This is a genomic window from Corallococcus sp. AB018, from assembly GCF_003986945.1.
GTDB lineage: Bacteria > Myxococcota > Myxococcia > Myxococcales > Myxococcaceae > Corallococcus > Corallococcus exiguus.
In genome coordinates this window covers 1-20,049 of record NZ_RAWR01000138.1, presented here as the reverse complement: position 1 = coordinate 20,049, position 20,049 = coordinate 1, and the positions used below count along the sequence as shown (strand labels likewise).

Below are 20,049 nucleotides of genomic sequence, written 5' to 3'. Positions count from 1 at the left end.
GTCCATGGCGAAGCGGCTGGGAGAGCGGTTGATTGAGGCCGGCCTCGTGACACCGGGGGCCGTGGAGCAGGGTCTGGAGCACCAGAAGATCACCGGCCACAAGCTGGGGGACTGTCTGGTGGAGCTGGGCCTGCTCCAGGAGGCCGCGCTGCTGCGGCTCCTGGCCAATGAGTTCCAGACCCGCTTCGTCACCGCGGACAAGCTGGCCAAGGCCCGCATCGACACGAAGGTGTTGGACAAGCTGCCGGTGCGGCTGGCGGAAGCGCAGAACGTGCTCCCGCTGGCCGTGGATCCGGAGCGCAAGCTGCTCTCGGTGGTGGCCGCCGAGCCGCAGAACAAGTCGCTGCTCGACGAGATTGCCCTCGTCACCGGCATGTCGGAGGTCTACGCGTACATCGGCCTGCGCAGCGCCATCTCCGCGGCCATCCGCAAGCACTACTACGGCGACCCCACGGCGTTCAGCACGCTGCTGGAGGGCCCCTCCGCGAACAATGGCCCGCGCCGTCCGGACACCCCGTCGAACACGCACGTGGGCGCGGAGCCCGGACGCAGCGGGAGCTCCGCCGGACGCAGCAACGCCACCAGCCTGAGCATGCGGCTGGAGACGGACGCGCGGATGCGGCTGCAGCGCGGCGGCAGCGGCACCAACGTGGCGCGCGTCTCCACGCAGCGGCGCGAGCCGGGCGGCCCGCGCGGGCTCATCAGCGACACGGACTACGTGGAGACGCTGAGCCTGATGGTGGGCCTGCTGGAGCAGGACCGGCCCCGGCACCGGGGACACTCCGCGCAGCTGGCGCGGCAGGCGGGCATCGTCGGCCAGCGCATGGGCATGCCCCACAAGGAGCTGGCGGCGCTGTCCATCGCGGCGTACCTGCACGACCTGGGCAAGCCCCCGGAGCGGCACTTCTCGCTGGCGAGCAACGCGGCCAATCCGGAGTGGAAGGCCCAGGCGAAGGCGTGCTGCCGCGCGCCCACGAAGCTCTTCGAGACGGTGCACCTGCCCGCGCAGGTGAACACCATCCTCGCGCAGCTGTACGAAGCCTGGGACGGCTCCGGCACGCCCCAGGGCGCCAAGGGCGAGGACATCACCCTGGGCGCGCGCATCCTGGCTGCGGTGGACAGCTTCCTGGAGCTGACCAAGAACCCGGGCAACGCGCACGGCCGCGTCTTCAACAAGCAGCAGGCGCTGGAGCACCTGAAGAAGAACGCGGGCGTGCTCTACGACCCGGTGGTGGCGGACATCGTCGGGCAGCTGCAGAGCGGCGCGCTGCTGGTGCACCGGCTGGCCAGCGAAGGCCGCCAGGTGCTCATCGCGGAGCCGGACGAGGCCACGCGCGGCGAGCTGTTGGAGGCGGTGCTCAAGCAGGAGCTGGTGGCGCACGCGCTGTCCACGCTGGACGGCGCGCTGGACGGCCTGTCTCGGCTGGACTGCGACGTGCTGGTGGTGAGCTTGCGGCTGGGCCAGCAGGAGGTGATGGACCTGCTGGAGGCCGTGCGCTCCATGCCGGAGAGCGCGGGCCTTCCCATCGCCGTGGTGGGCGAACCGGATGCCCAGGCTCGCGAGCGGCTGCTGATGGCGGGCGCGACGGCGGTGCTCTCCCCGAGCGACAAGGCGGAGGTCGCCCGCACGGTGCTGTCCCTCTTCCAGGACCGCGTGCAGCACAACGGCCCGGGCCGGGTGGTGCGCGGCAGCTTCGATGAGCTGCCCCCCAAGGAGCTGTTGCGCACGCTGGGCGGCGGCAAGAAGAGCGGGAAGCTCCAGCTGCGGAGCCACACGCTGGAGGGCTCGCTGCACCTGGAGCGCGGCCGCGTGGTGCATGCGGCGTTCGGCGGCCACGCGGGCGAACCCGCGCTGCAGGCCCTGCTGAAGCTGAAGCAGGCGGACTTCGTCTACGACCCGGACGCGCTGCTGCTGGACATGCCGCAATTGGACCAGGACCTGGAGGCCCTGGCCAACGCGCTCACCCCAGCGTGAGGTTGAAGAGGCGGGCCGCGTTCGCCGTGGTGACGCGGGCCACCTCTTCCAGCGACACGCCCTTCAGCTCCGCCACCTTCTTCGCCGTCTCCAGCACGTGCGCGGGCTCGTTCTTGCGGCCGCGGTGGGGCACCGGCGCGAGGTAGGGACTGTCCGTCTCCACCATCAGGCGCTCCAGCGGCGCGAAGCGCACCGCGTCCTGGAGGGCCTCCGTCTTCTTGTAGGTGACGACGCCGGACAGCGACAGGAAGAAGCCCCGATCCAGGTACTTGCGGGCCGCGGCCGTGTCGCCGGTGAAGCAGTGGATGACGCCGCTGGTGACGTCCTCGGCAGCAAGGGCCGCTTCGCAGTCGTCATGCGCGTCGCGCACGTGCACCACCAGCGGCTTGGACAGGCGCTTCGCGAGCGCGCACTGCCGCCGGAAGACGGTGGCCTGAATCTCGCGCGGCGAGTGGTCGTAGTAGTAGTCCAGCCCGGCCTCTCCCACGGCGCGCAGCTCCGGGCGGGCGCAGGTGCGCTCCAGCATCTCGAAGTCCGCTTCCGTGGCGCGGGCGGCCTCGTGCGGGTGGATGCCCAGCGTGGGCGACAGGAAGTCCGGGTGCCGGGCGGCGACCTCCAGCGCGTGGCCCCAGTCACCGGGGCCATGGAACTGCCCCACCAACACCGCGTGCACCAGCCCCGCGGCGCGAGCGCGCTCCAGCACTGGAGCCACGTCCGCGTAGTCCTTCGGCTCCAGGTGGCAGTGCGCATCAACCAGCTTCATGGCTTCTCCTGAAACAGCTCTTCCAACTCAGTCCGTGCCTCTTCCGAGGCGAAGGTGGGCACGGCGGCGCGCAGGCGCTCCATGCCCTCCGCCACGGCCAACCGCCACACGCCGTCCGCCGCATCCAACCGGTCGTCCTCCGGCGCGCTCCGGTCTTCCAACACGGCGAGCAGCCAGGGCAGCGCCTGCGCATCCCCCAGCCGGCCCAACCCGCGCGCGGCGGCGCCCCGGCACGGGTCCTTCGCGTCCGCGAGGATGTCCTTCAGCCGCTCCAGCGCGCCGGGGACCTTCAATTCACCGCACAGCTCCACCGCGAGCGCCCGGTCCGCGCTCCACTTCTTGCGCGTGCGCTGCATCAGCCAGTCCGCGCCCTCCGGGTCGCCCAGCTTCAGCAGCACACCCGCGGCCTGCGTCTTGTCGAACGCGGGCAGCAGCCACTTGCCGAAGAGGCGCTTCACCGCCGGCAGCGCCCGCGTGTCCTCCAGCTCCGCCAGCGCGCCCAGCGCCCGGAAGCGCAGCGTGTCCACGTCCAGCGCGGCCACGAGCACGTCCAGGCCCGCAGGGTGCTTGAGGGCGGCGATGCCTCGCGCGGCCTCGAAGCGGACCTCCGGCGTGGGGTCCTCCAGCATTCCAGCCAGGGCGCCACGCGCGTGCGGCAGCGCGAGGTCCGCGAGCCGTCCGGTGGCCTCCAGCCGCACGCGGGTGTCCTCGTCGCGCAGCCTTGGCAGGAGCATGTCCGGGAGCTGCTCAGGCGGCAGGATGACGGACGCCAGGCTCACGCCCGAGCGGCGCACCTCCGGCTGCGCATCCCCGAGCAGCCGCACGAGCACGTCCGTGAACTCCCCGGCGTGCGCGGGCTCCTCCGACGCAATCTGGAACAACAGGTCCGCCGCCTCGGCCCGGCTCGCCGGCCGCTTCTCACGCTCCAGGGTCAACAGAGCGCGGTCCCGCTCGGCACGCCAGTCCGCCACGTCTCGTCACCTCTCTGGCGCCCAGGCTTTCCCACACCCAGCGCGTCCTTGGAGTCCCTGTCGCCGTCCGACGCCAGGGGCCTACCGCTCCACGTCCTGGCCTGCGCGCGTCCCGGTGGATGCCCGGGCCCACCGCACGGCACACATCCCGGTAGGCAACGCCGCCGCCCGGGATGCCACCGCTCGCGCTACTTCACTTCGGCGCCGGGCGGCACGTCGCCCGGCTCCAGCAGGGACAGGTCCTTGCCGCCCGAGCCCGCCGTCAACAGCATGCCGCGCGACTCGATGCCCTTGAGCTTGCGCGGCTTGAGGTTCGCGACCACGACCACGCGCCGACCCACCAAAGCCTCGGGCGCGTACGCCTCCGCGATGCCGGACACGATGGTGCGCGGCGTGCCTTCACCCAGGTCCACGTCCAGCTTGAGCAGCTTGTCCGCGCCCTTCACCTTCTCCGCGGCCACGATGCGCCCCGCCTTCAGCACCACCTTGGCGAAGTCCGCGTACTCGATGTCGGCCGCGGGCGCGCCTTCCGCCGCCCCCGCTCCAGGGGACGCCTGCGTGGTGGGCACCGCTTCCGGACTCTTCGCTTCCACGGGCTTCTTCTCCGTCTTCTTGTCCTTGCCGCCTGCCTTCGCGGGCTCGGCGGCCGGCGTCCCCGCGGGGACCTTGATGATGGCGTTGACGCGCTCCTCCTCCAGCCGGGGCAGCAGCGGCTCCGGCGTGCCCAGCGGACGGGTGCGGTCCAACAGCGGATACTTCGCGGTGGCGAGCGCCTGGAACGTCAGCGGCTCCGCCCCCAGCTGCGCGAACAGCTTCTCCGACACGCGCGGCGTCACCGGCGCCAGCAGCGCGCCCAGCAGGTACGCCACGTCCGCCGCGTCCGACAGGTCCGCCCGCGCGGCCTCCGCGTCCTTCTTCACCAGCGCCCACGGCGCCGACGTCTGCAGGAACGCATTCGCGGTGGAGGCAATCTCCGTGATGATCCGGATGGCGTTGCGGTACTCCAGCTTCTCGAACGCCTCGCGCACCTCCGGCACACGCGCCAGCGCGTCCTCCACCAGCTTGCGCCCCGGCCCTTCCGCGCGGCCCGGCGCGAGCTTCTTCTCCAGCGGCCCGGCCAGCAGCGACAGCGCGCGGTTGGCCAGGTTGCCCACGTTGTTGACGAGCTCGCCGTTCACCCGGAGGCGGAAGTCCTTCAGGTTGAGGTCCAGGTCCTCCACGCCCGCGCCCAGGTTGGCCGCGTAGAAGTAGCGCAGGTAGCTGGGGTCCAGGAGCTCCAGGTAGTCACGCGCGGCCACCATGGTGCCGCGGCTCTTGCTCATCTTCTCCCCGTTCACGGTCAGGTGCCCGTGCACCTTGATCTCGTTGGGGATGTGGAACCCCGCGACGTTCAGCACCGCGGGCCAGAACAGCGCGTGGAAGTAGACGATGTCCTTGCCGATGAAGTGGACGATGCGCGTGGGCGCGTCCTTGCCCCAGTACGCGAGCGCGTCCGCGACGCGGCCCGACTCCTTCGCCCACTTCTCCGTCGTGGCGATGTACCCGATGGGCGCATCCAGCCAGACGTAGAAAAACTTGTCCGTCTCACCGGGAATCGCGAAGCCGAAGTACGGCCCGTCGCGGCTGATGTCCCAGTCCGCCAGGCCCTTCTCGAAGAAGCCCTGGAGCTGGGCGGCCAGGCCCGGGTGGATGAAGCCGGGGCGCTTGAGCACTTCCTGGAGGAAGTCCGCGTGCCGCGACAGCTTGAAGAACAGGTGCACGGAGTTGCGGCGAACCGGCGGCGTGCCACACAGCGCGCACTTCGGGTCGATGAGGTCCGTGGGGTTGTACGTCTTGCCGCACTTCTCGCAGGCGTCGCCGTACTGCTCCGTGGCCTTGCAGTTGGGACAGGTGCCCCGGATGAAGCGGTCCGGCAGGAAGCGCTTGTCCTTCTCGCAGTAGGTCTGCTCGATGTCGCGGCGGTCGATGTCGCCCGCGTCCTTCAAGCGCCCGTAGATGAGCTCCGCGTAGTGGCGGTTCTCCGGCGAGTTGGTGGAGTGGAAGTAGTCGAAGCGGATGTCGAAGTCGCGGAAGTCGCGCTGGTGCTCGTCGTGGAAGCGCGCGACGAACTGCTCCGGCGGGATGCCCTGCTTCGCGGCGTTGATTTCGATGGGCGTGCCGTGGGTGTCATCCGCGCAGAAGTAGACGACGTCCTGGCCGCACGAGCGCAGGAAGCGGACGTAGATGTCCGTCTGGATGTACTCGACAGCGTGGCCGAGGTGGATGGCGCCGTTCGCGTACGGAAGGGCGCTGGTGACGAGGGTTCTCTCCGCCATGGACTCTCCTGAGGGCGGCGGACCATAGCCGCTCGGGGATACGAGGTCATCGCCAACATGCAGGCCCGGGGCTGCAAGGCGCGAAGATGGATGTTATCGACCGGACGCCATGTGCACCGTCCTGATCCTCCGTAACGCCCACCCCGAGTGGCCGCTGGTCCTCGCCGCCAACCGGGATGAGTTCTACGCGCGTCCGGCCCACGGGCCGAAGGTCCTCTCCGAGTCCCCCCGCGTGGTGGGCGGCCAGGACGTGGAGCGGGGCGGCACGTGGATGGGGGTCACCCACGAAGGGGTCGTCGTCGCCCTGACGAACCAGCGCGGCGCCAGGAGCCTGGGCCTGGCCCCCCGCTCCCGGGGCGAGGTGGTGCTGCGCGCCCTGCAGGCCGGGTCGGTGGAGGCCATCGAGCGCTACCTCGGCACCCTGCCCGCCCCGGAGTTCCTGCCGTTCAACCTTCTCTACGGGGACGCGCGCACCCTGCGGGTGGCCTACGCGAGGCCGGGCCATGCGCACCTGCTGCACGAGGACGTCCCGGACGGCGTGCACGTGCTCCCCAACGACAGCCTGGACAACCTGGCCCTTCCCAAGGTGCGGCGGGCGCATGCCCTGGCGGAAGGCGTGGCGAAGCGCCCATGGCCGGAGCTGGTGACGGGGCTTCAGGCTGCCCTGGGCGACCATGCCCTGCCGCCCCGGGAGGCCGCGACGGGGCCACTCTCGGAGGACGGCCTGCCCGCGGACTTCCTCCAGCAGCTCCAGGCGCTGTGCATCCACACTTCAGAAGGCTACGGGACGCGCTCATCCGCCATCGTCGCGCTCGGGCCCGGCCACGTGGGGCACTACCTGGCCACGGACAACGCCCCCTGCCAGGGCAACTGGCGGGACGTGACGGGCCTGCTCACGGCGCCCTGAGCGGCTCGCCGAGTCGTTAGTCCAGCCGCGCCCGCATCACCGCGTCACGGCCCGCGTCGTAGGTGGCTTCGAAGGCAGGGCCCCGGCCGGTGAAGGCCTCCACCGGGGGCATGGCCACGTCCACGCGGACCTCTCGCACGTCGCAGCCCAGGTCGGAGCGGTAGAAGGCCGGTTCGCCGGTGACGTTGATGGCGATGAGCCGCGCGCCCGGGAACAGCTGACACGCGTCATGGACGGGCGTCGCGGACACGCGGTCCGCGCCCGGATCGATTCGCTCCAGCGTCGCGTCCTTGAACAGGAGCGGATTGGACGCGCTCGCGGAGACGGCCTCCGCCAGCGAACCGCGTGTGACGGAGACGAGCCGGATGCCGCCCGCGAAGGGCTCCTGGTGGAAGGTGGCGAAGGGCACGGGGAGTTCCTCCACGCGCGCGCCCGCGTAGAAGGAATCCAGCACCTGTGCGAAGCGCTCATGGCTCAAGGGGGGCACCGTCGCCGCGCCACCCGCCGCGCCCAGCGCTCCCGCCGCCACGGCCGGTCCCAGCGCGCCGCCCGACACCAGCACCGCGAGCAGGCCCACCGCCGCGCCCACCGCGCCTCGCGTCGCGGCGACCTTGCGCGTCTGTTCCTCGTAGGCGGTGAAGAAGGAATGGTAGCGCTGGCGCAGGTTGGCGCCGGGCGCGGACGCGTAGAGGCCGCCCACCACCGCGCCCATGCTGTTTCCCACCACGCAGTCGATGGGCACGCCCCGGGCCACCAGCGCATCCAGCGCGCCCACGTGCGCGAGCCCCTTCGTGCCTCCCACCGACAGCACCACGCAGGTGCGCGAAGCGCGCGTGTCCCGGTGGCACGACAGGGCCCCGGAAGCCACCACCACCGACAACACCATCAGGCCCAGCCGGCGCCGCATACATCCTCCCGCGCGAAGTCAGGCCACCCTACCCCGCTCCCAGCTCGAAGGCCCAGGCGGCCGGACACCCGTTTCCGGCGGGCCTCGCGCGCGGGTCGACACTGGCGTCGGGCGCGGAGACGCGCTTGCCCAACCACCGGAGGCCGGAAACACGACCGCCCCCGGGACAGGAGCCCCGGAGGCGGAAGGTGACCTTCACGAGGCCCGGCGTGGACTCACGCCGGACCTGTGCGAGGGACTAGTACGTGCCCTTGAGGGACGTGCCGCTGTACGAGGAGTAGCCGCGCAGCAGGATGTACATCTTGCCCGCCGAGGCCTTCGCCGCCGCGCTGCACGACTCGTTGTTGCCGGACAGGTACGGACGGCAGTCGTAGGACGACGTCGTCGGAGCAGAGCCGAACTTGATGTACATGTCCGCGTCGCCCGTGCCGCCGCTCAGGACGTAGGTGGACGCCTTGGAGGCCGGCAGGTCGAGGCAGTACAGGGTCTCGGAGCCGGAGGCGCCGGACAGGCCCGTCTTCGCGACACCGTTGGTCAGCGCGGTGCAGGTCGGGGGCGTCACAGTGCCACCCACGCCCACCGCTTCCCAGGCGGCCGTCACGGACGCCTGCTCGGCCGCGGTGTAGCCCAGGGCCGCGGCGGCCTGGACGGTCCACGTCTTCGCCTGAGCGAACGTGGTGCTCGCCGTGAAGAGGTTGGTGTTGGCGTAGTACCAGATGCGAGCGGCCTTCTCGACGCCGATGCCCGTCACCGTGGGACCACCCGTGCGGCGCGGGTGCACGCCACCCTTGGAGAGCAGCGCGAACGCCAGGTTCGGCACGCCCGAGCTGTAGTGCACGTCCGTGCTGGACGTCACGTTGGCCGCCCAGTCCTTGGACGCGCCATCCTTCGCCGGGTCATCCATGTAGCGCAGGGCGTCGTTCGCCGTGCCCGGCGTCCACACGTCCTCGCCCACCATCCAGATGGCCGCCGCCGTGCTCCAGTTGTTCACGCGGCTCTCGCAGACGGCGCCGAACGTGTCGGACATCGCCTCGTTGAGGCCGCCGGACTGGCCGGAGTACGTGAGGTTGGACTCGTACTCCGTCACGGCGTGGGTCAGCTCGTGGACGGTGACGTCCGCGTCCTTGCCCAGCTCGATGGAGTTCACGCCGTCGCCGTCGCCGTACACCATCTGGGTGCCGTCCCAGTAGGCGTTCACGTAGTTGCGGCTGTAGTGCACCGTGCTGATGAGCGCCGTGCCCGCGTTGTTCAGCGAGTCGCGGTTGAAGAGCACCTTGTAGCAGTCGTAGGTGTAGCCCAGCATGTCGTAGTTGGTGTCGACGTGCGAGTCACCGATGGCCGCCTGGCCCTCGCTGCGCTTGAGCGTGCCCGGGGTGCTGGTGCCGTTGTTCGCGCTGTAGACCTTGCGGTTGAGCGCGGTGTGGATCTCCGGAACGCGCAGCAGCGTGGCGCCGTTGAGCGCGTCCACATAGACGCGGTCGCGCAGCGGCATCAGCTCGCTCTCGCCCGTGACCCGCACCTCGAACGCCAGGCGCAGGCGGCCGTCCTCGGCCTTCACGTACACCAGGCGCGCGCCCTCCGTGGCCAGGCCCGTGCCCTTCGTGTCGCGCAGCGCCGCCGTCTGGGCCGCCTCCGCGGCGACCAGCGGACGCGCGGACACGGTGCCACCGGCGCGCGCGGAACCGTTCGCACCGAAGATGGCGCCCGAGCTGTCCACGTGCACCACCAGCTCCTCGCCCACCACCAGCAGACCGTTCAGCGTCTGCGCGTAGCGGATGTGCGACGTGCCCTGCTCGTCCACGTTGATGCGGCGGACCTGCAGGTCGTTCGCGTTGAGGCGGAACAGCGACGCGATGGAGGGCAGCGACCCGGCGATGGCCGTGTGCACGTCCGCGGCCGCGAAGCCCGTCAGCGGGCGGTCCGCCTGGCCCAGGCGGCCCTGGATGGTGTGCGGCGTCCCATCCGCGTTGGTGCCGACAATCTGCGCGCCCGGAATCACGCTCAGGGCGTTCTGGACCTCGGCGACTTCATCCGGCTTCTGCTGATCCTTCTGCGTGTTGACGTCCGCGTCCCCGACGCCGCAAGCGACGAGGGGGAAGGCCAGCAGGGCTGAAACGAAACGGGTGCGAACCAAGGTACTGCCTCCTGCCCGGCGCAAAGGGGGTGGTCGCCGGGACAGCGCTCCTTTCAGCATTTGTCAGGCCAACTCATTAAGTCCGCGAAATGCCTCGCAGTACCGGAAGGCACTGAAAAACAGCTGGCACATCAGTGCCCAGTAAATCTTCTGTAATGTGGAAGCATTCGTTACGAGTCCTTCACAAAGGCCCGTTCTTGCTGGGATTTTCGCCGTTCATGGGCCCCTGTCCTGAACCATGACAGTGCACACGGGGGGCGTCCTCTATTCGTACAATCCCAGGATGGCGGCTTTTTCTTGCTACGCAAAGCATAACCCCGAATTCGCGCGGCGTGCGTCAGCGCCACACGCCGAGCAGCACTCGCGCGCGCCCGTCCATGGGGAGCGCGGCCTCTTCCACCGTGGTGTAGCCGGCGTCGCGGGCCACGTCGGCCAGGTGCCGCATCCACGGTTTGTAGGGCATCCCATTGTCGGAGCAGCAAGGGACGACGGCGAAGCCCAGCCCGTGGCGCGCGGCGTACTCGATGATGATCCGCGTGGCGCCGTCCGGGTGCATGCCCACGACGAGCTCCGCCTCGCAGGGCTCCTCGAGCGTGAAGAGCCGCTGCGCGTACTTCACGGGCAGGTGCTTGTGGCGCAGGTCGAAGGTGGTGACCGTGCGGCCTCGCTGGGTGAGGGACTCGTTCAGCTTCCCCATGCCGCCGGCGATGTCATAGACGCGCAGGGCCTGGGGAAAGCGCGTGACGAGCAGGTCCGCGAAGAGGTCGAAGCGTCGCTTGTCCGCCATGGCGGCTCCTTCAGCCCGGGCCCCTTCAGGCGCGGGTGCACACCGTCCACAACAGCCGCTCGATGACGAGCTTCCCGCTGGCGGAGGACTTCAGGGCCAGGTCCGCGTCCGCGCACGCCACCAGGGCGTTGAGCAGCTCGCGGCGCTCGTAGCGGGCGGCGGCCTGCATGCCGAACGCGAGCGCCCACGCGTTGGGCGTCTTGCGCTTGGTGGCCTTCAGCTCGGCCTCCAGCTTGGGGAGGATGCGCGCCTCCACGTCGCGGCCGGTGCGCGGCGGTTGGCCGCCCGCGTACTTCTCCAACCAGGCGTGGTTCTCCAAGAGCGAGCGGACAATGGACGCCACCGCGCCCAACAGCTGCAGCGCGTGCGTGCCCTGCCCCATCGCGTCCTCGGCGTAGGAGAGCGCGTCGCGCAGCTCGCGCTTCTGGAGCGCCTCCGTCAGCTCGAAGAACTCCTCCTCGCGCGCGTGGTGCACCAGCAGCGCCACATGCTGCGCTTCGATGGTGGGCCCCTCCGCGTAGACGGCCAGCTTCTCCAGCTCCGACTGGAGCAGCCGGATGTTGCCGCCGATGCGCTCCTTCAGGCCCTCCAGCGCGCCCGGCCCCAGCTTCTTCTTGAAGGGGGCGAGGAACTCCCTGGAGATTTCACTGAGGTCCAGGTCCTTGTGGCGCGCGGCCACCTTGCGCTCGAAGAGGCGGCCCTTGTCCTGCGCGAACTTGAGCAGCGGGCTGCGCGAGTCCACGTCCGTGGCCGCGAGCACCAGCGCGTGCCCCGGCGGCACGCCCTTCTGGAGCAACTCCAGGAGCGCGGATGCGTCACCTTCCGGGGCGCTGATGCGCTCGTCACGGCAGAAGGCCGCCGCCTCCTGGAGGAAGGCCAGGTCGGCCTCCGCCAGGTCCACGTTGAGCTCGTCCTTCCACTGCTCCACCGAAGGCGCGCCGGGCACGCGGGGGTCCAGTTGATCCACGCCCCAGCCCGCACGGCCCGCGAGCGCCAACAGCCGCCGGGCGCCCTCCTTGCGCTTGCCCGCCTTCCACGCGTCGCGCGCCTTGGCCAGCGCGTCGCCCTTGCCCTTCTTGGGCGCGAGGAACTCCGGGTCGCGCACCAGCACCACCTTGCGCCCGGGGAACAGCGGCAGCGTGGCCAATTCCTGCGCCACCTCGCGCGGGGAGGCCGCGTCCAGCACCGCGAGGTTCAGCCCCATGGAGGCGTCCGGCACCAGCGTCTTCACCAGCTCGTCGGCGCCCTTCCTGACCAGGAACTCCTCGCCCCACAGGAGGTACAGCGGCCACACCTTGCCGCCCTTCACCTCCGCCAGCACCTCGTCCATGTCCGCGCTCATCGGCCCTCCACGCACAGTTCGATGAGCAGCCGCTCCAGCTGCAACCGGGGCGCGCCGTTGCGCGAACCGATGGCCGTGCGCGCTGACTCCAGCAGCGAATGCCGCCGGTGCAGCGCGGCCTCCGACGTGCGCTTCGCCGCGTCCTCCGCCAGCGCCGTCATGTCCCGGTTCGCCAGCGCCTCCAGCGCCCCGGCCTTCGCGAGCGACACGTCCCGCGTCCACAGGATGAGCAGCTCCAGCGCCGTGTCCGCGTCCTCGCGCGAGCCGCCGTGCGCCTCCGCGAAGCGCAGCAGGGCCGGGATGTCGTTGCCGCTCAGGGCTTCAAAGGCGGTGAGGACGTCCTTGCGCTCCTTCAGCGCGTTCACGTCCAGCGCGAGCGCTCGGCCCAGGCTGCCTCCGGACATCACCGCGGCCAGGGCGGCGGTGTCCCCGTCCAGCTTGCGCTCCTGCTGCACGTGCCGGGCGACCAGCTCCACGGGCAGCGGACCGAAGTACACCTTGCTGCACCGGCTGCGGATGGTGGGCAGCAGCCGGTCCATGGCGCTCGCCACCAGGATGAGGGTGGTCTCCGCGGGCGGTTCCTCCAGCGTCTTGAGGAACGCGTTCTGCGCCTGGACGTTCATCTGCTCCGCGCTGACCAGGATGGCCACCTTGCGCTTGGACTCCAGGCCGCGCAGCGCCAGGCGCTCCTGGAGCTGCCTTATCTGCTCCACACGCAGCTCACGGCTGGGCGTGCCGGTGAAGTCGGAGCGGCCCGCGAGTCCTCGCGACACGCGCTCGTCGTCCGGCATCACCCAGGTGACGTCCGGGTGCAGCCCCTTGGCCAGGCGCACGCAGCTGGTGCACTTGCCGCAGCCGACCTCCGGGGCCTCCGGGCACGTGAGGGCCTGGGCCAGGCCCACCGCGGCCAGCTCCTTGCCCACCCCTTCAGGCCCGGCGAACAGGTAGGCGTGATGCACCGAGCCAGACCGCAGGGCGGATTGGAGCGCGTCCATCGCGCGGGGCTGTCCCTGCACCGAGGCAAGCGTCATGGGGGGCGTGTATCCCCGCTCGCCGCCCACCCGTCAACCGCCACCTTGACCCGTGCGCGCGCCCCCGGTCTGATTCACCGGACGTGTTGAACTTCCTCGAAGGCCACCTCCCCCTGCTGGCGGGCTCCATCCTGACGGTGCTCCTGCTGGGCATCCAACGGACCACCCGCGACCCGGACCTGCGCGACGACCTGCGGGGCGCGGTGCGGATGCTGCTCGCCTTCCTGGTGCTGCGGCTGGCGGCGCGCCTGCTGCCAGAGGCCTCGACGCCGGAGGGCCTGCACAAGTTCGTGAACGTGGGCTGGATGCTCACGTTCGCCTACGGCGTCATCCGGGCCGCGGTGGCGTTCGCGCTGAAGCTGGTGCGGATGCGCTCGCCGGTGACGACGCCGAAGATTCTCCGCGACGTCATCGACTTCACGCTGTACGCGCTCGCTACCGTCCCCATCCTCCAGAGCCAGCTCAACCTGGACCTGGCGGGCCTGGTCGCGTCCACCGCGGTGCTGACGGTGGTCATCGGTCTGGCGCTCCAGGAGACGCTGGGCAACCTCTTCGCGGGCCTGTCGCTGCAGTTGGACAGGCCGTTCGAGGTGGGCGACTTCATCCGCATTGGCGAGCACACCGGGCGGGTGGTGCACATCGGGTGGCGCTCCATCCGCATCGCCAACTTCCGGCGTGAGGTCATCACCCTGCCCAACAGCATGGTGGGCAAGGAGCACGTGAAGAACTTCACCCAGCACCGCGAGCCCGTGGGCATCGAGGTGCAGGTGGGCGTGTCCCTGGACGCGCCGCCCAACCAGGTGAAGAAGGCGCTGCTGGAGGTGGCCCGGGAGATTCCCCAGATCCTGGTGCAGCCGCCGCCCATCGCGCGCACGGTGGGCTTCACGGAGTCCAACACGCAGTACATGGTGCGCGTGTTCCTCAATGACTTCGCGCTGTCGGACAGCGTGAAGGAGGAGCTGCACACGCGGCTGTGGTACCGGCTGCGCCGCGAGGGCATGGAGCTGCCCCACGCCCAGCGCACGGTGACGCTGCGCCGCGAGACGAAGCACCGCCGCCGCGAGCTGGCGGACGAAACCGTGCGCGACCTCTTGCGCCAGGTGGACCTCTTCGCGCCGCTGGGCCCGGAGGAGCTGGAGCGCCTGCAGTGCGAGGTGGTGGTGCGCCGCTTCGGCCGCAACGAGCGCATCATCCAGGAGGGCGACCAGGGCGGGACCTTCTACGTCGTGGCCTCCGGCGAGGTCAGCGTGCGCGCCGGCACGCTCCAGTCCGAAATCACGAGGCTGGGGCCGGGCCAGTACATCGGGGAGATGTCCCTGCTCACCGGCGAGCCCCGCGCCGCCACGGTGGTGGCGCTCCAGGACTCCGTGCTGATGGAGCTGGACCGGCCCACCTTCGCGCGCCTGTTCTCCGACTACCCGGGCCTCGCCCGGCAGCTCTCCGCGCTCCTCGCCCAGCGCCGCACCCAGCTGCGCGCCGTGGCCCAGGCCGCGGGCGGCGGGCCGGACCATTCACCCGAGGCGGGCCGCATCCTCGGAAGGCTGCGGTCGCTCTTCGGCCTCACGCACGAATAGGGTTCAAGCGAACCTGATGCCGCCTCACCCGCCTCCGGAACCGGTGGCTGCTTCGATGGTGTCCGCGGCCTCCACCCGGAGGCGCTCCTCCGGGGTGAACGAGTCGAACAGCAGCCGCTGCACCGCGGCCTGACGCCGGGCAGGGTCCGGCTCGCTCTGGCCCAGCGCCTCGCGCTTCGCGCGGAAGTCCGCCAGCCGCTGCTTCCACTGCGCGCGCTCCGCGTCCAGCGACTCCAGCCGCCCGGTGGCCTCTGGCCCCACGGTGGACAGCCGGTGCTGGTGCAGGTCCTCCGCCGTCGCGCCCGCCGCCAGCAGCTCCTGCTCCACGGCCTGCTGCCGCAACGGGCGCACGGCCTCCTCGCGGCTGGCGCGCACGTCCGGGGGCAGCCGATCCTCCAGCGCCGACATGCGCTGCTCGCGCTCCTCCTTCGTCAGCGACGCGTCCTTCATCAGCTTCAGCCGCTCCACGGCGACGGCGTCCACCGCCTCCTCCTGCCCGAAGAGGCCGTCGGCCGCGCCGCCCAGGTGCTCCCGGCGCAGCTTGCGCAGGGACTCCAGGCGTTCGGCGGTGTCCATCGTGGCCGCGGAGCCGTTCGACCCCAGGCCCCGCGCGGCCTCCAGGTAGGCCAGGTAGTCGTCCAGCACCTGCACCGCTTCGTCCATGGCGGCGGCAGGCAGCTTCTTCGCCCGCAGGGCCGCGAGGATGCGCTCGCGGATGAGCGACGCGGACTCCTCGCCCGTGGCGGACAGGTAGTAGTTGAAGAGCCGGCGCAGGTCCGCGTTCGGCACCAAGTGCCCGGACGCATCCACCAGCACCGCGCCATCCTCCTCCGTGTCCTGGAGCGAACCGGGCAGCGGCGGCAGCGGCGCGCCAGCCTGCGAGTCCGGGCTCGCCGTCACGACGGCACCGGGAACGGCGGGAGCCGCCCCCTGCGGCCGCGACCCCTGCGCGACGGGAACGGCGGACGGCGTTACAGCGGGTCCGGGCGCGTCCTCCGCCCGGACCTTCCACCACGAGAAGACGCCGGCACCCAGGAGGGCGCACAGCGCGACCACGAGAATGACGGCGCGGCGCTTCATGGCGGGGCACTCCTTGGGGGATTACAGGCCCGCGGTCTTCAGGCGGTTCGCCTGGGTGCGGAACACGGACTTCGGGTCGGTGAAGAACGCGGTGAGGCCCAGCACCTGGTTCACTTCGTCCAGGTGGTTCATGTCGTAGTTGTCGCGGATGACCGTGCCGAAGCGCGAGCTGCAGCGGCCCACGAGGCCGTCGTTGGACTCGCTGTAGAAGAAGGACGACAGCTTCAGGGCGTAGTCAGACGCGTCGAAGACGTTGGTGAAGGGATCCGTGCCGGACCAGGAGTAGTAGCGCTGCCCCTGCGTGCCCGTCGCCGCGCCAGTGCCGCACGAGGAGGTGGGCAGACCCGCCGGGTACTTCGCGTTGTACGTGGCCGCGCCCGAAGCGGACAGCGCCGTCAGCGCGCCAATCGCGTCCTGGGACTGCGTGTGGCCGGACAGCAGGCCCAGCACCAGGCCCAGGTTGTTCGCGAAGTACGACAGCACGCCCTCCGTGAACGAACCGCCCTTGATGTTCGAGCGCAGGTAGGTGGCCAGGTCCGCGCCCTTGTGCGGCGTGCCCACCGTCGTCACGGACGCCACCAGGTCCGGCCGCACCGCCGCCACGTAGCGCACGTCCAGGCCGCCGTGGCTGTGGCCAATCAGGTTCACCTTCTTCGCGCCCGAACGCGCGAGCACGTCCTGCACCTGCGCCAGCAGCGCCTCGCCGCGCGCCTCGCTCGTGTTGAACTGCGGAACGTGCGTGATGTAGACCTTCGAGCCGCCCGACTTCAGCGTCGACTCGATGCCGTAGAAGTAGTCGAGCACCCCGAACAGCGAATCAAAACCCGCCATGCCGTGCGCCAGCACGATGGGGTACTTCGTCTGCGTGTACGTATCCGCGGCGCGAGCGGGCTGCGCCCAGAGGGCAAGAACCGCGACAGTCAGAACGAGGGTCCGGACGGCGTTTCGCATACAGGCTCCTGATTGGGGAGGGCGGATCATCGAAGGGATTGACCCGCGAATCAGCCCATAAAGCGAGGCTCTGATAAAAATCAAGCCAACCTCAGAATTAACTGAAAAGCGTGTCAGCTCCGGGTCAGGACAGACGCATGTGTTTGTTCCCCTTCCCCTCTGCGACCCGCTGCGTCATAAATCGAGACGCACCGCATAATCGCAAATCAACGCAATGCATTACGACTTCAGCGCCCCGCGTCGGAGTGGCAGCATGCGGGTCCTTCCCGAGGAGCACGCGCTTGGACACCGCCGCGTATCAGGCCTTCACCGTGGAATTGACGCGCAGGGCTGACGCGGACGGCCGTTTCCGAGGGCTCGTGGCGCTGGGCTCGATGGCGGCGCGCGACTACGCGCCGGATGACTTCAGCGACCATGACTTCTTCGTCGTCGCATGGCCCGGACACGCTGAAACATTGAGACAGGAGCGCGGCTGGCTGCCCCATGCGGAGGACGTGGCGCTGGCGTTCCGCGAGACGGCGCATGGCCTCAAGGTCGTGTACCGCGACGGGCACCTGCTGGAGTTCGCGGTGTTCGACCTGGAGGAGCTGGCGTTCGCGCGCGTCAACCGCTACCGCGTGCTGCTGGACAAGGGCGGCGTGACGGAGCGCATGGACGAGCGCGCGCGGGACACGGCGGAGGAGCTCCAGCGCACGGCCCCGGACGACGCGTGGCTCTTCGGACAGTGGCTCACGCAGGTGCTGGTGGGCGTGGGCCGCCACGCGCGCGGCGAAGGGCTCAGCGGGCGCTCGCGGCTCTACGAAGCGGTGCGCCTGTTCTGCCTGCTGCTCGCGCGCCATGTCCCCGCCCCTGCTGCTTCGCTGCTGGACGGGTTGGATCCGGTGCGGCGCGTGGAGCGCGTGTATCCGGAGACCGGCGGTGAGCTGGCGCGAGCTTTGGAAGGCGATACGCCGGGCCTCGCGCGCACGCTCCTGCGGCTGGCTGAACGCGAGCTGTCCCACGTGCCCGCGTACCCGCGCGACGGAGTGGCCGCCGTGCGGGCGCGAATCGAAGCGGCGCACCGGTAGGCGCGCGGTCGCCTCAGGCGCGGGCGGAGTCCGGTTCCCGGGCGTTGTGCGCGATGACGAGCACCCGTTCAGGATTCGGCTGCCGGCGCGCCCAGTCCAGGAGCGAGGTGAAGGCATCCGGCGCGGGGGCGGCCGTGGCCAGGACCATGCGCGGCTGGTGTTCGAAGAACAGGTCCTCCGCGCCCAGGTTCTGGGCTCCCCACGTGCGCCAGCCGGGCACCGACGTGCCGGGCGCGGGCTGCAGGCCGGTGACGGTGAAGCCACCGGCCATGAAGACGCGCGTCAGACCCACCAGCGTCGCGCCCGTGCCGAAGCCACACACCACGTGCCGCACCGTGGGGAAGCGCTCGCGCACCTGCGCGCGCAACCCCGACGCCCAGGCCTCCACGCACGCGACCATCGCTCGATTGGTGAGCTGCCGGGGCCAGCTCCAGCCCTCGCGCTCCAGGGACTGGGCCTGGTGGAACATGTCCGCCATCGAGTCCACCTGGCGCACCTGCCCCTGGAAGCCGTTGGCGCGCAGGTACGTCGCGCCCGCCGCGTCCGTCAGGGCCACCGTGGGCAGGCCCCGCTCGCGGCCCAGGAGGTCCAGCGCCAGCGCGCTCGACGCGCCGGACAGCTCCACCAGCCCGCGCGAGCCCGGCGGCATCGCGGCCAGGTAGCGCGCGAAGGTGAGGTACTTGAGGCTGCCGGACGGCTGCGCCCCACCCCACAGCACCACCGGGCCGCCCGCACGAGGACGCGACAGGGAAAACACTCCACGCATGGCCGCCCCCATGGCGCGCACCCACACTCCGCGCCCGACACGCGCCGGAGTCTTCCGGAGGCAGCCCCCCTCGGCCATTGCCCCCGGGGAGGAAGGGATGTCCTGAGTGGGACGGCGCAAGTCCCTGCAAGCACGTGGCGGGCGGTTATGCTCCGCGCCCATGTCTCAAGCCCCGCGCGTCCGCATCCTGCTGTCGGAGACGTACAACCCCTGGTTCAACCTGGCGACCGAGGACTGGATCTTCCGCGAGTTGGATCCCTCCACCCAGACGCTCTTCCTCTGGCGCAACGACAACACGGTCGTCATCGGCCGCAACCAGAACCCGTGGTCCGAGTGCAACCTTGCGCGCATGGAGGAGGACAAGGTCTTCCTCGCGCGGCGCACCAGCGGCGGCGGCGCGGTGTTCCACGACCTGGGCAACACCTGCTTCACGTTCCTGTCCGCGAAGGAGGGCTACGACAAGACGGCGAACGTCCGCATCCTGCTGGACGCGCTGTCGCGGCTGGGCGTGACGGCGCAGGCGTCCGGGCGCAACGACCTGGTGATTCCGCTGGAGGACGGCCCCCGGAAGATCAGCGGCAGCGCGTACCGTGAGACGAAGGACCGCGCCTTCCATCACGGCACCTTCCTCATCCACGCCAACCTGTCGCGGTTGGCCAACTACCTCACGCCGCACCCGAAGAAGCTGGAGTCCAAGGGCAGCGCGTCGGTGCGCTCGCGCGTGATGAACATCCGCGACCTCCAGCCGGAGACCTCCCATGAGTCGCTGGTGAAGGCGATGATCGGCGCCTTCTGCGACTTCCACGGCGCCACCGCGGAGCCGGAGCTGCTGGAGCCCTCGTTCCTGGAGAGCCAGCCGTCGCTCAAGCGCACCTTCGATCACTACGCGTCGTGGGACTGGCGCTTCGGCAACGCGCCCCGCTTCAGCCACCAGATGGTGGAGTACCTGTCGTGGGGCTTCTTCGAGGTCCACGTCGACACGGAGAACGGACACATCACCCGCGCGCAGGTCTTCTCGGATGCGCTCTACCCGGACCTCGTGCAGGACCTGCAGGCGGAGCTCACCGGCAAGCCGCACAGCCGCGACGGGATGCAGCAGGCCGTCGCCGAGGTCCGCGCCCGCCACCCCTCGCAGGAGCGCGAGCTGGCGGAGCTGGAGACGTGGCTGATGGGCCAGGTCGAGGTCTGACCCGGCCCATCCGCCGTCACTTCACTCAGCGATGGCCACCACCGCCGTGGCCACCGCCGGAACCGCCACCCCAGCCGCTGCCACCGCCGCGGCTGCTGGAGCCGTGAGACGAGCCGCCGCTGGAGCCGCGCGAGGAGGAGGAACCACCGCCGCGACCGGAGCTGCCGCCACCCCAGCCGCCGCTGTTGCTGCTGGAGGACCCGCCGCTGGTCTGCTGGACGCGGCCGGAGCTGCCGCCGCCCCACCCGCCGCCGTTGCTGGACGAGGAGCGTCCCCCGCCACCCGACGAC

17 protein-coding genes are annotated in these 20,049 nt (G+C 70.6%); 5 read left to right on the top strand and 12 right to left on the bottom strand.

What is annotated here, in order from left to right; genetic code table 11:
* Window positions 1–4 precede the first annotated feature (4 nt).
* The gene (locus D7Y11_RS26600) at window positions 5–1,975 is read left to right on the top strand and encodes an HD domain-containing phosphohydrolase (protein ID WP_126935111.1); all 1,971 of its coding nucleotides are present in this window, start codon (window positions 5–7) and stop codon (window positions 1,973–1,975) included.
* On the opposite strand, the gene D7Y11_RS26595 is transcribed toward D7Y11_RS26600, so the two are convergent.
* From D7Y11_RS26595 to metG, 3 genes are all read right to left on the bottom strand, one after another.
* The gene (locus D7Y11_RS26595; RefSeq protein ID WP_120578092.1) at window positions 1,962–2,738 is read right to left on the bottom strand and encodes a TatD family hydrolase; all 777 of its coding nucleotides are present in this window, start codon (window positions 2,736–2,738) and stop codon (window positions 1,962–1,964) included. The two genes, D7Y11_RS26600 and D7Y11_RS26595, sit on opposite strands and share 14 nt — an antisense overlap.
* A complete protein-coding gene (locus tag D7Y11_RS26590) occupies window positions 2,735–3,709 on the bottom strand; it encodes a HEAT repeat domain-containing protein (RefSeq protein WP_126935110.1) in 975 nt (324 codons plus the stop codon). The genes D7Y11_RS26595 and D7Y11_RS26590 overlap by 4 nt, the downstream gene beginning before the upstream one ends.
* 188 nt (window positions 3,710–3,897) lie before the next feature.
* Window positions 3,898–6,024 (bottom strand): methionine--tRNA ligase, encoded by a 2,127-nt coding sequence (metG, locus tag D7Y11_RS26585; RefSeq protein ID WP_120578090.1) that lies wholly within the window; start codon window positions 6,022–6,024, stop codon window positions 3,898–3,900.
* A gap of 109 nt (window positions 6,025–6,133) precedes the next feature.
* Between metG and D7Y11_RS26580 the strand changes: the two genes are divergently transcribed.
* A complete protein-coding gene (locus D7Y11_RS26580) occupies window positions 6,134–6,931 on the top strand; it encodes an NRDE family protein (protein ID WP_126935109.1) in 798 nt (265 codons plus the stop codon).
* A gap of 16 nt (window positions 6,932–6,947) precedes the next feature.
* Here the strand turns inward: D7Y11_RS26580 and D7Y11_RS26575 are convergent, their stop codons facing one another.
* The 5 genes from D7Y11_RS26575 to holB all read right to left on the bottom strand — a co-directional run bounded on the left by D7Y11_RS26575 (window position 6,948) and on the right by holB (window position 13,132).
* Window positions 6,948–7,838 carry a patatin-like phospholipase family protein gene (locus D7Y11_RS26575; protein WP_120578088.1) on the bottom strand — a complete coding sequence of 297 codons (891 nt, stop codon included), beginning with the start codon at window positions 7,836–7,838 and terminating at the stop codon, window positions 6,948–6,950.
* A gap of 238 nt (window positions 7,839–8,076) precedes the next feature.
* Window positions 8,077–9,972: a M4 family metallopeptidase gene (locus D7Y11_RS26570; protein WP_126935108.1), complete on the bottom strand. Its 1,896-nt coding sequence runs from the start codon at window positions 9,970–9,972 to the stop codon at window positions 8,077–8,079.
* A 337-nt stretch (window positions 9,973–10,309) separates the two neighbouring features.
* On the bottom strand, window positions 10,310–10,759 hold the full coding sequence (locus tag D7Y11_RS26565; RefSeq protein ID WP_120568058.1) for a hypothetical protein: 450 nt from the start codon (window positions 10,757–10,759) through the stop codon (window positions 10,310–10,312).
* A 25-nt stretch (window positions 10,760–10,784) separates the two neighbouring features.
* Window positions 10,785–12,101, bottom strand: coding sequence for a DNA polymerase III subunit delta (holA, locus tag D7Y11_RS26560; protein WP_120578086.1), 1,317 nt, complete (start codon window positions 12,099–12,101; stop codon window positions 10,785–10,787).
* Window positions 12,098–13,132, bottom strand: coding sequence for a DNA polymerase III subunit delta' (gene holB / locus D7Y11_RS26555; protein ID WP_126935107.1), 1,035 nt, complete (start codon window positions 13,130–13,132; stop codon window positions 12,098–12,100). The genes holA and holB overlap by 4 nt, the downstream gene beginning before the upstream one ends.
* Before the next feature lie 83 nt (window positions 13,133–13,215).
* Between holB and D7Y11_RS26550 the strand changes: the two genes are divergently transcribed.
* Entirely contained in the window at window positions 13,216–14,706 is a 1,491-nt protein-coding gene (locus tag D7Y11_RS26550) for a mechanosensitive ion channel family protein (RefSeq protein ID WP_120578084.1), read from the top strand.
* Window positions 14,707–14,730: 24 nt separating this feature from the next.
* Here D7Y11_RS26550 and D7Y11_RS26545 read toward each other — a convergent pair whose 3' ends face one another.
* The gene (locus D7Y11_RS26545; RefSeq protein ID WP_126935106.1) at window positions 14,731–15,786 is read right to left on the bottom strand and encodes a lipase secretion chaperone; all 1,056 of its coding nucleotides are present in this window, start codon (window positions 15,784–15,786) and stop codon (window positions 14,731–14,733) included.
* 21 nt (window positions 15,787–15,807) lie between these two features.
* On the bottom strand, window positions 15,808–16,737 hold the full coding sequence (locus D7Y11_RS26540) for a triacylglycerol lipase (RefSeq protein ID WP_120578082.1): 930 nt from the start codon (window positions 16,735–16,737) through the stop codon (window positions 15,808–15,810).
* A gap of 281 nt (window positions 16,738–17,018) precedes the next feature.
* Here D7Y11_RS26540 and D7Y11_RS26535 point away from each other — a divergent pair, with 281 nt between their 5' ends.
* Window positions 17,019–17,804 (top strand): hypothetical protein, encoded by a 786-nt coding sequence (locus D7Y11_RS26535; protein ID WP_121751646.1) that lies wholly within the window; start codon window positions 17,019–17,021, stop codon window positions 17,802–17,804.
* A 13-nt stretch (window positions 17,805–17,817) separates the two neighbouring features.
* On the opposite strand, the gene D7Y11_RS26530 is transcribed toward D7Y11_RS26535, so the two are convergent.
* Window positions 17,818–18,570 (bottom strand): pyridoxal-phosphate dependent enzyme, encoded by a 753-nt coding sequence (locus D7Y11_RS26530; protein ID WP_120578102.1) that lies wholly within the window; start codon window positions 18,568–18,570, stop codon window positions 17,818–17,820.
* Between the two features lie 160 nt (window positions 18,571–18,730).
* On the opposite strand from D7Y11_RS26530, the gene D7Y11_RS26525 reads away from it, so the two are divergent.
* Complete coding sequence (locus D7Y11_RS26525) at window positions 18,731–19,759, top strand: lipoate--protein ligase (RefSeq protein ID WP_121751647.1); 1,029 nt, start codon at window positions 18,731–18,733, stop codon at window positions 19,757–19,759.
* 25 nt (window positions 19,760–19,784) lie between these two features.
* On the opposite strand, the gene D7Y11_RS43415 is transcribed toward D7Y11_RS26525, so the two are convergent.
* Window positions 19,785–20,049 (bottom strand): hypothetical protein (locus D7Y11_RS43415; protein ID WP_199753790.1); only part of this gene is annotated, 265 nt, incomplete at its 5' end.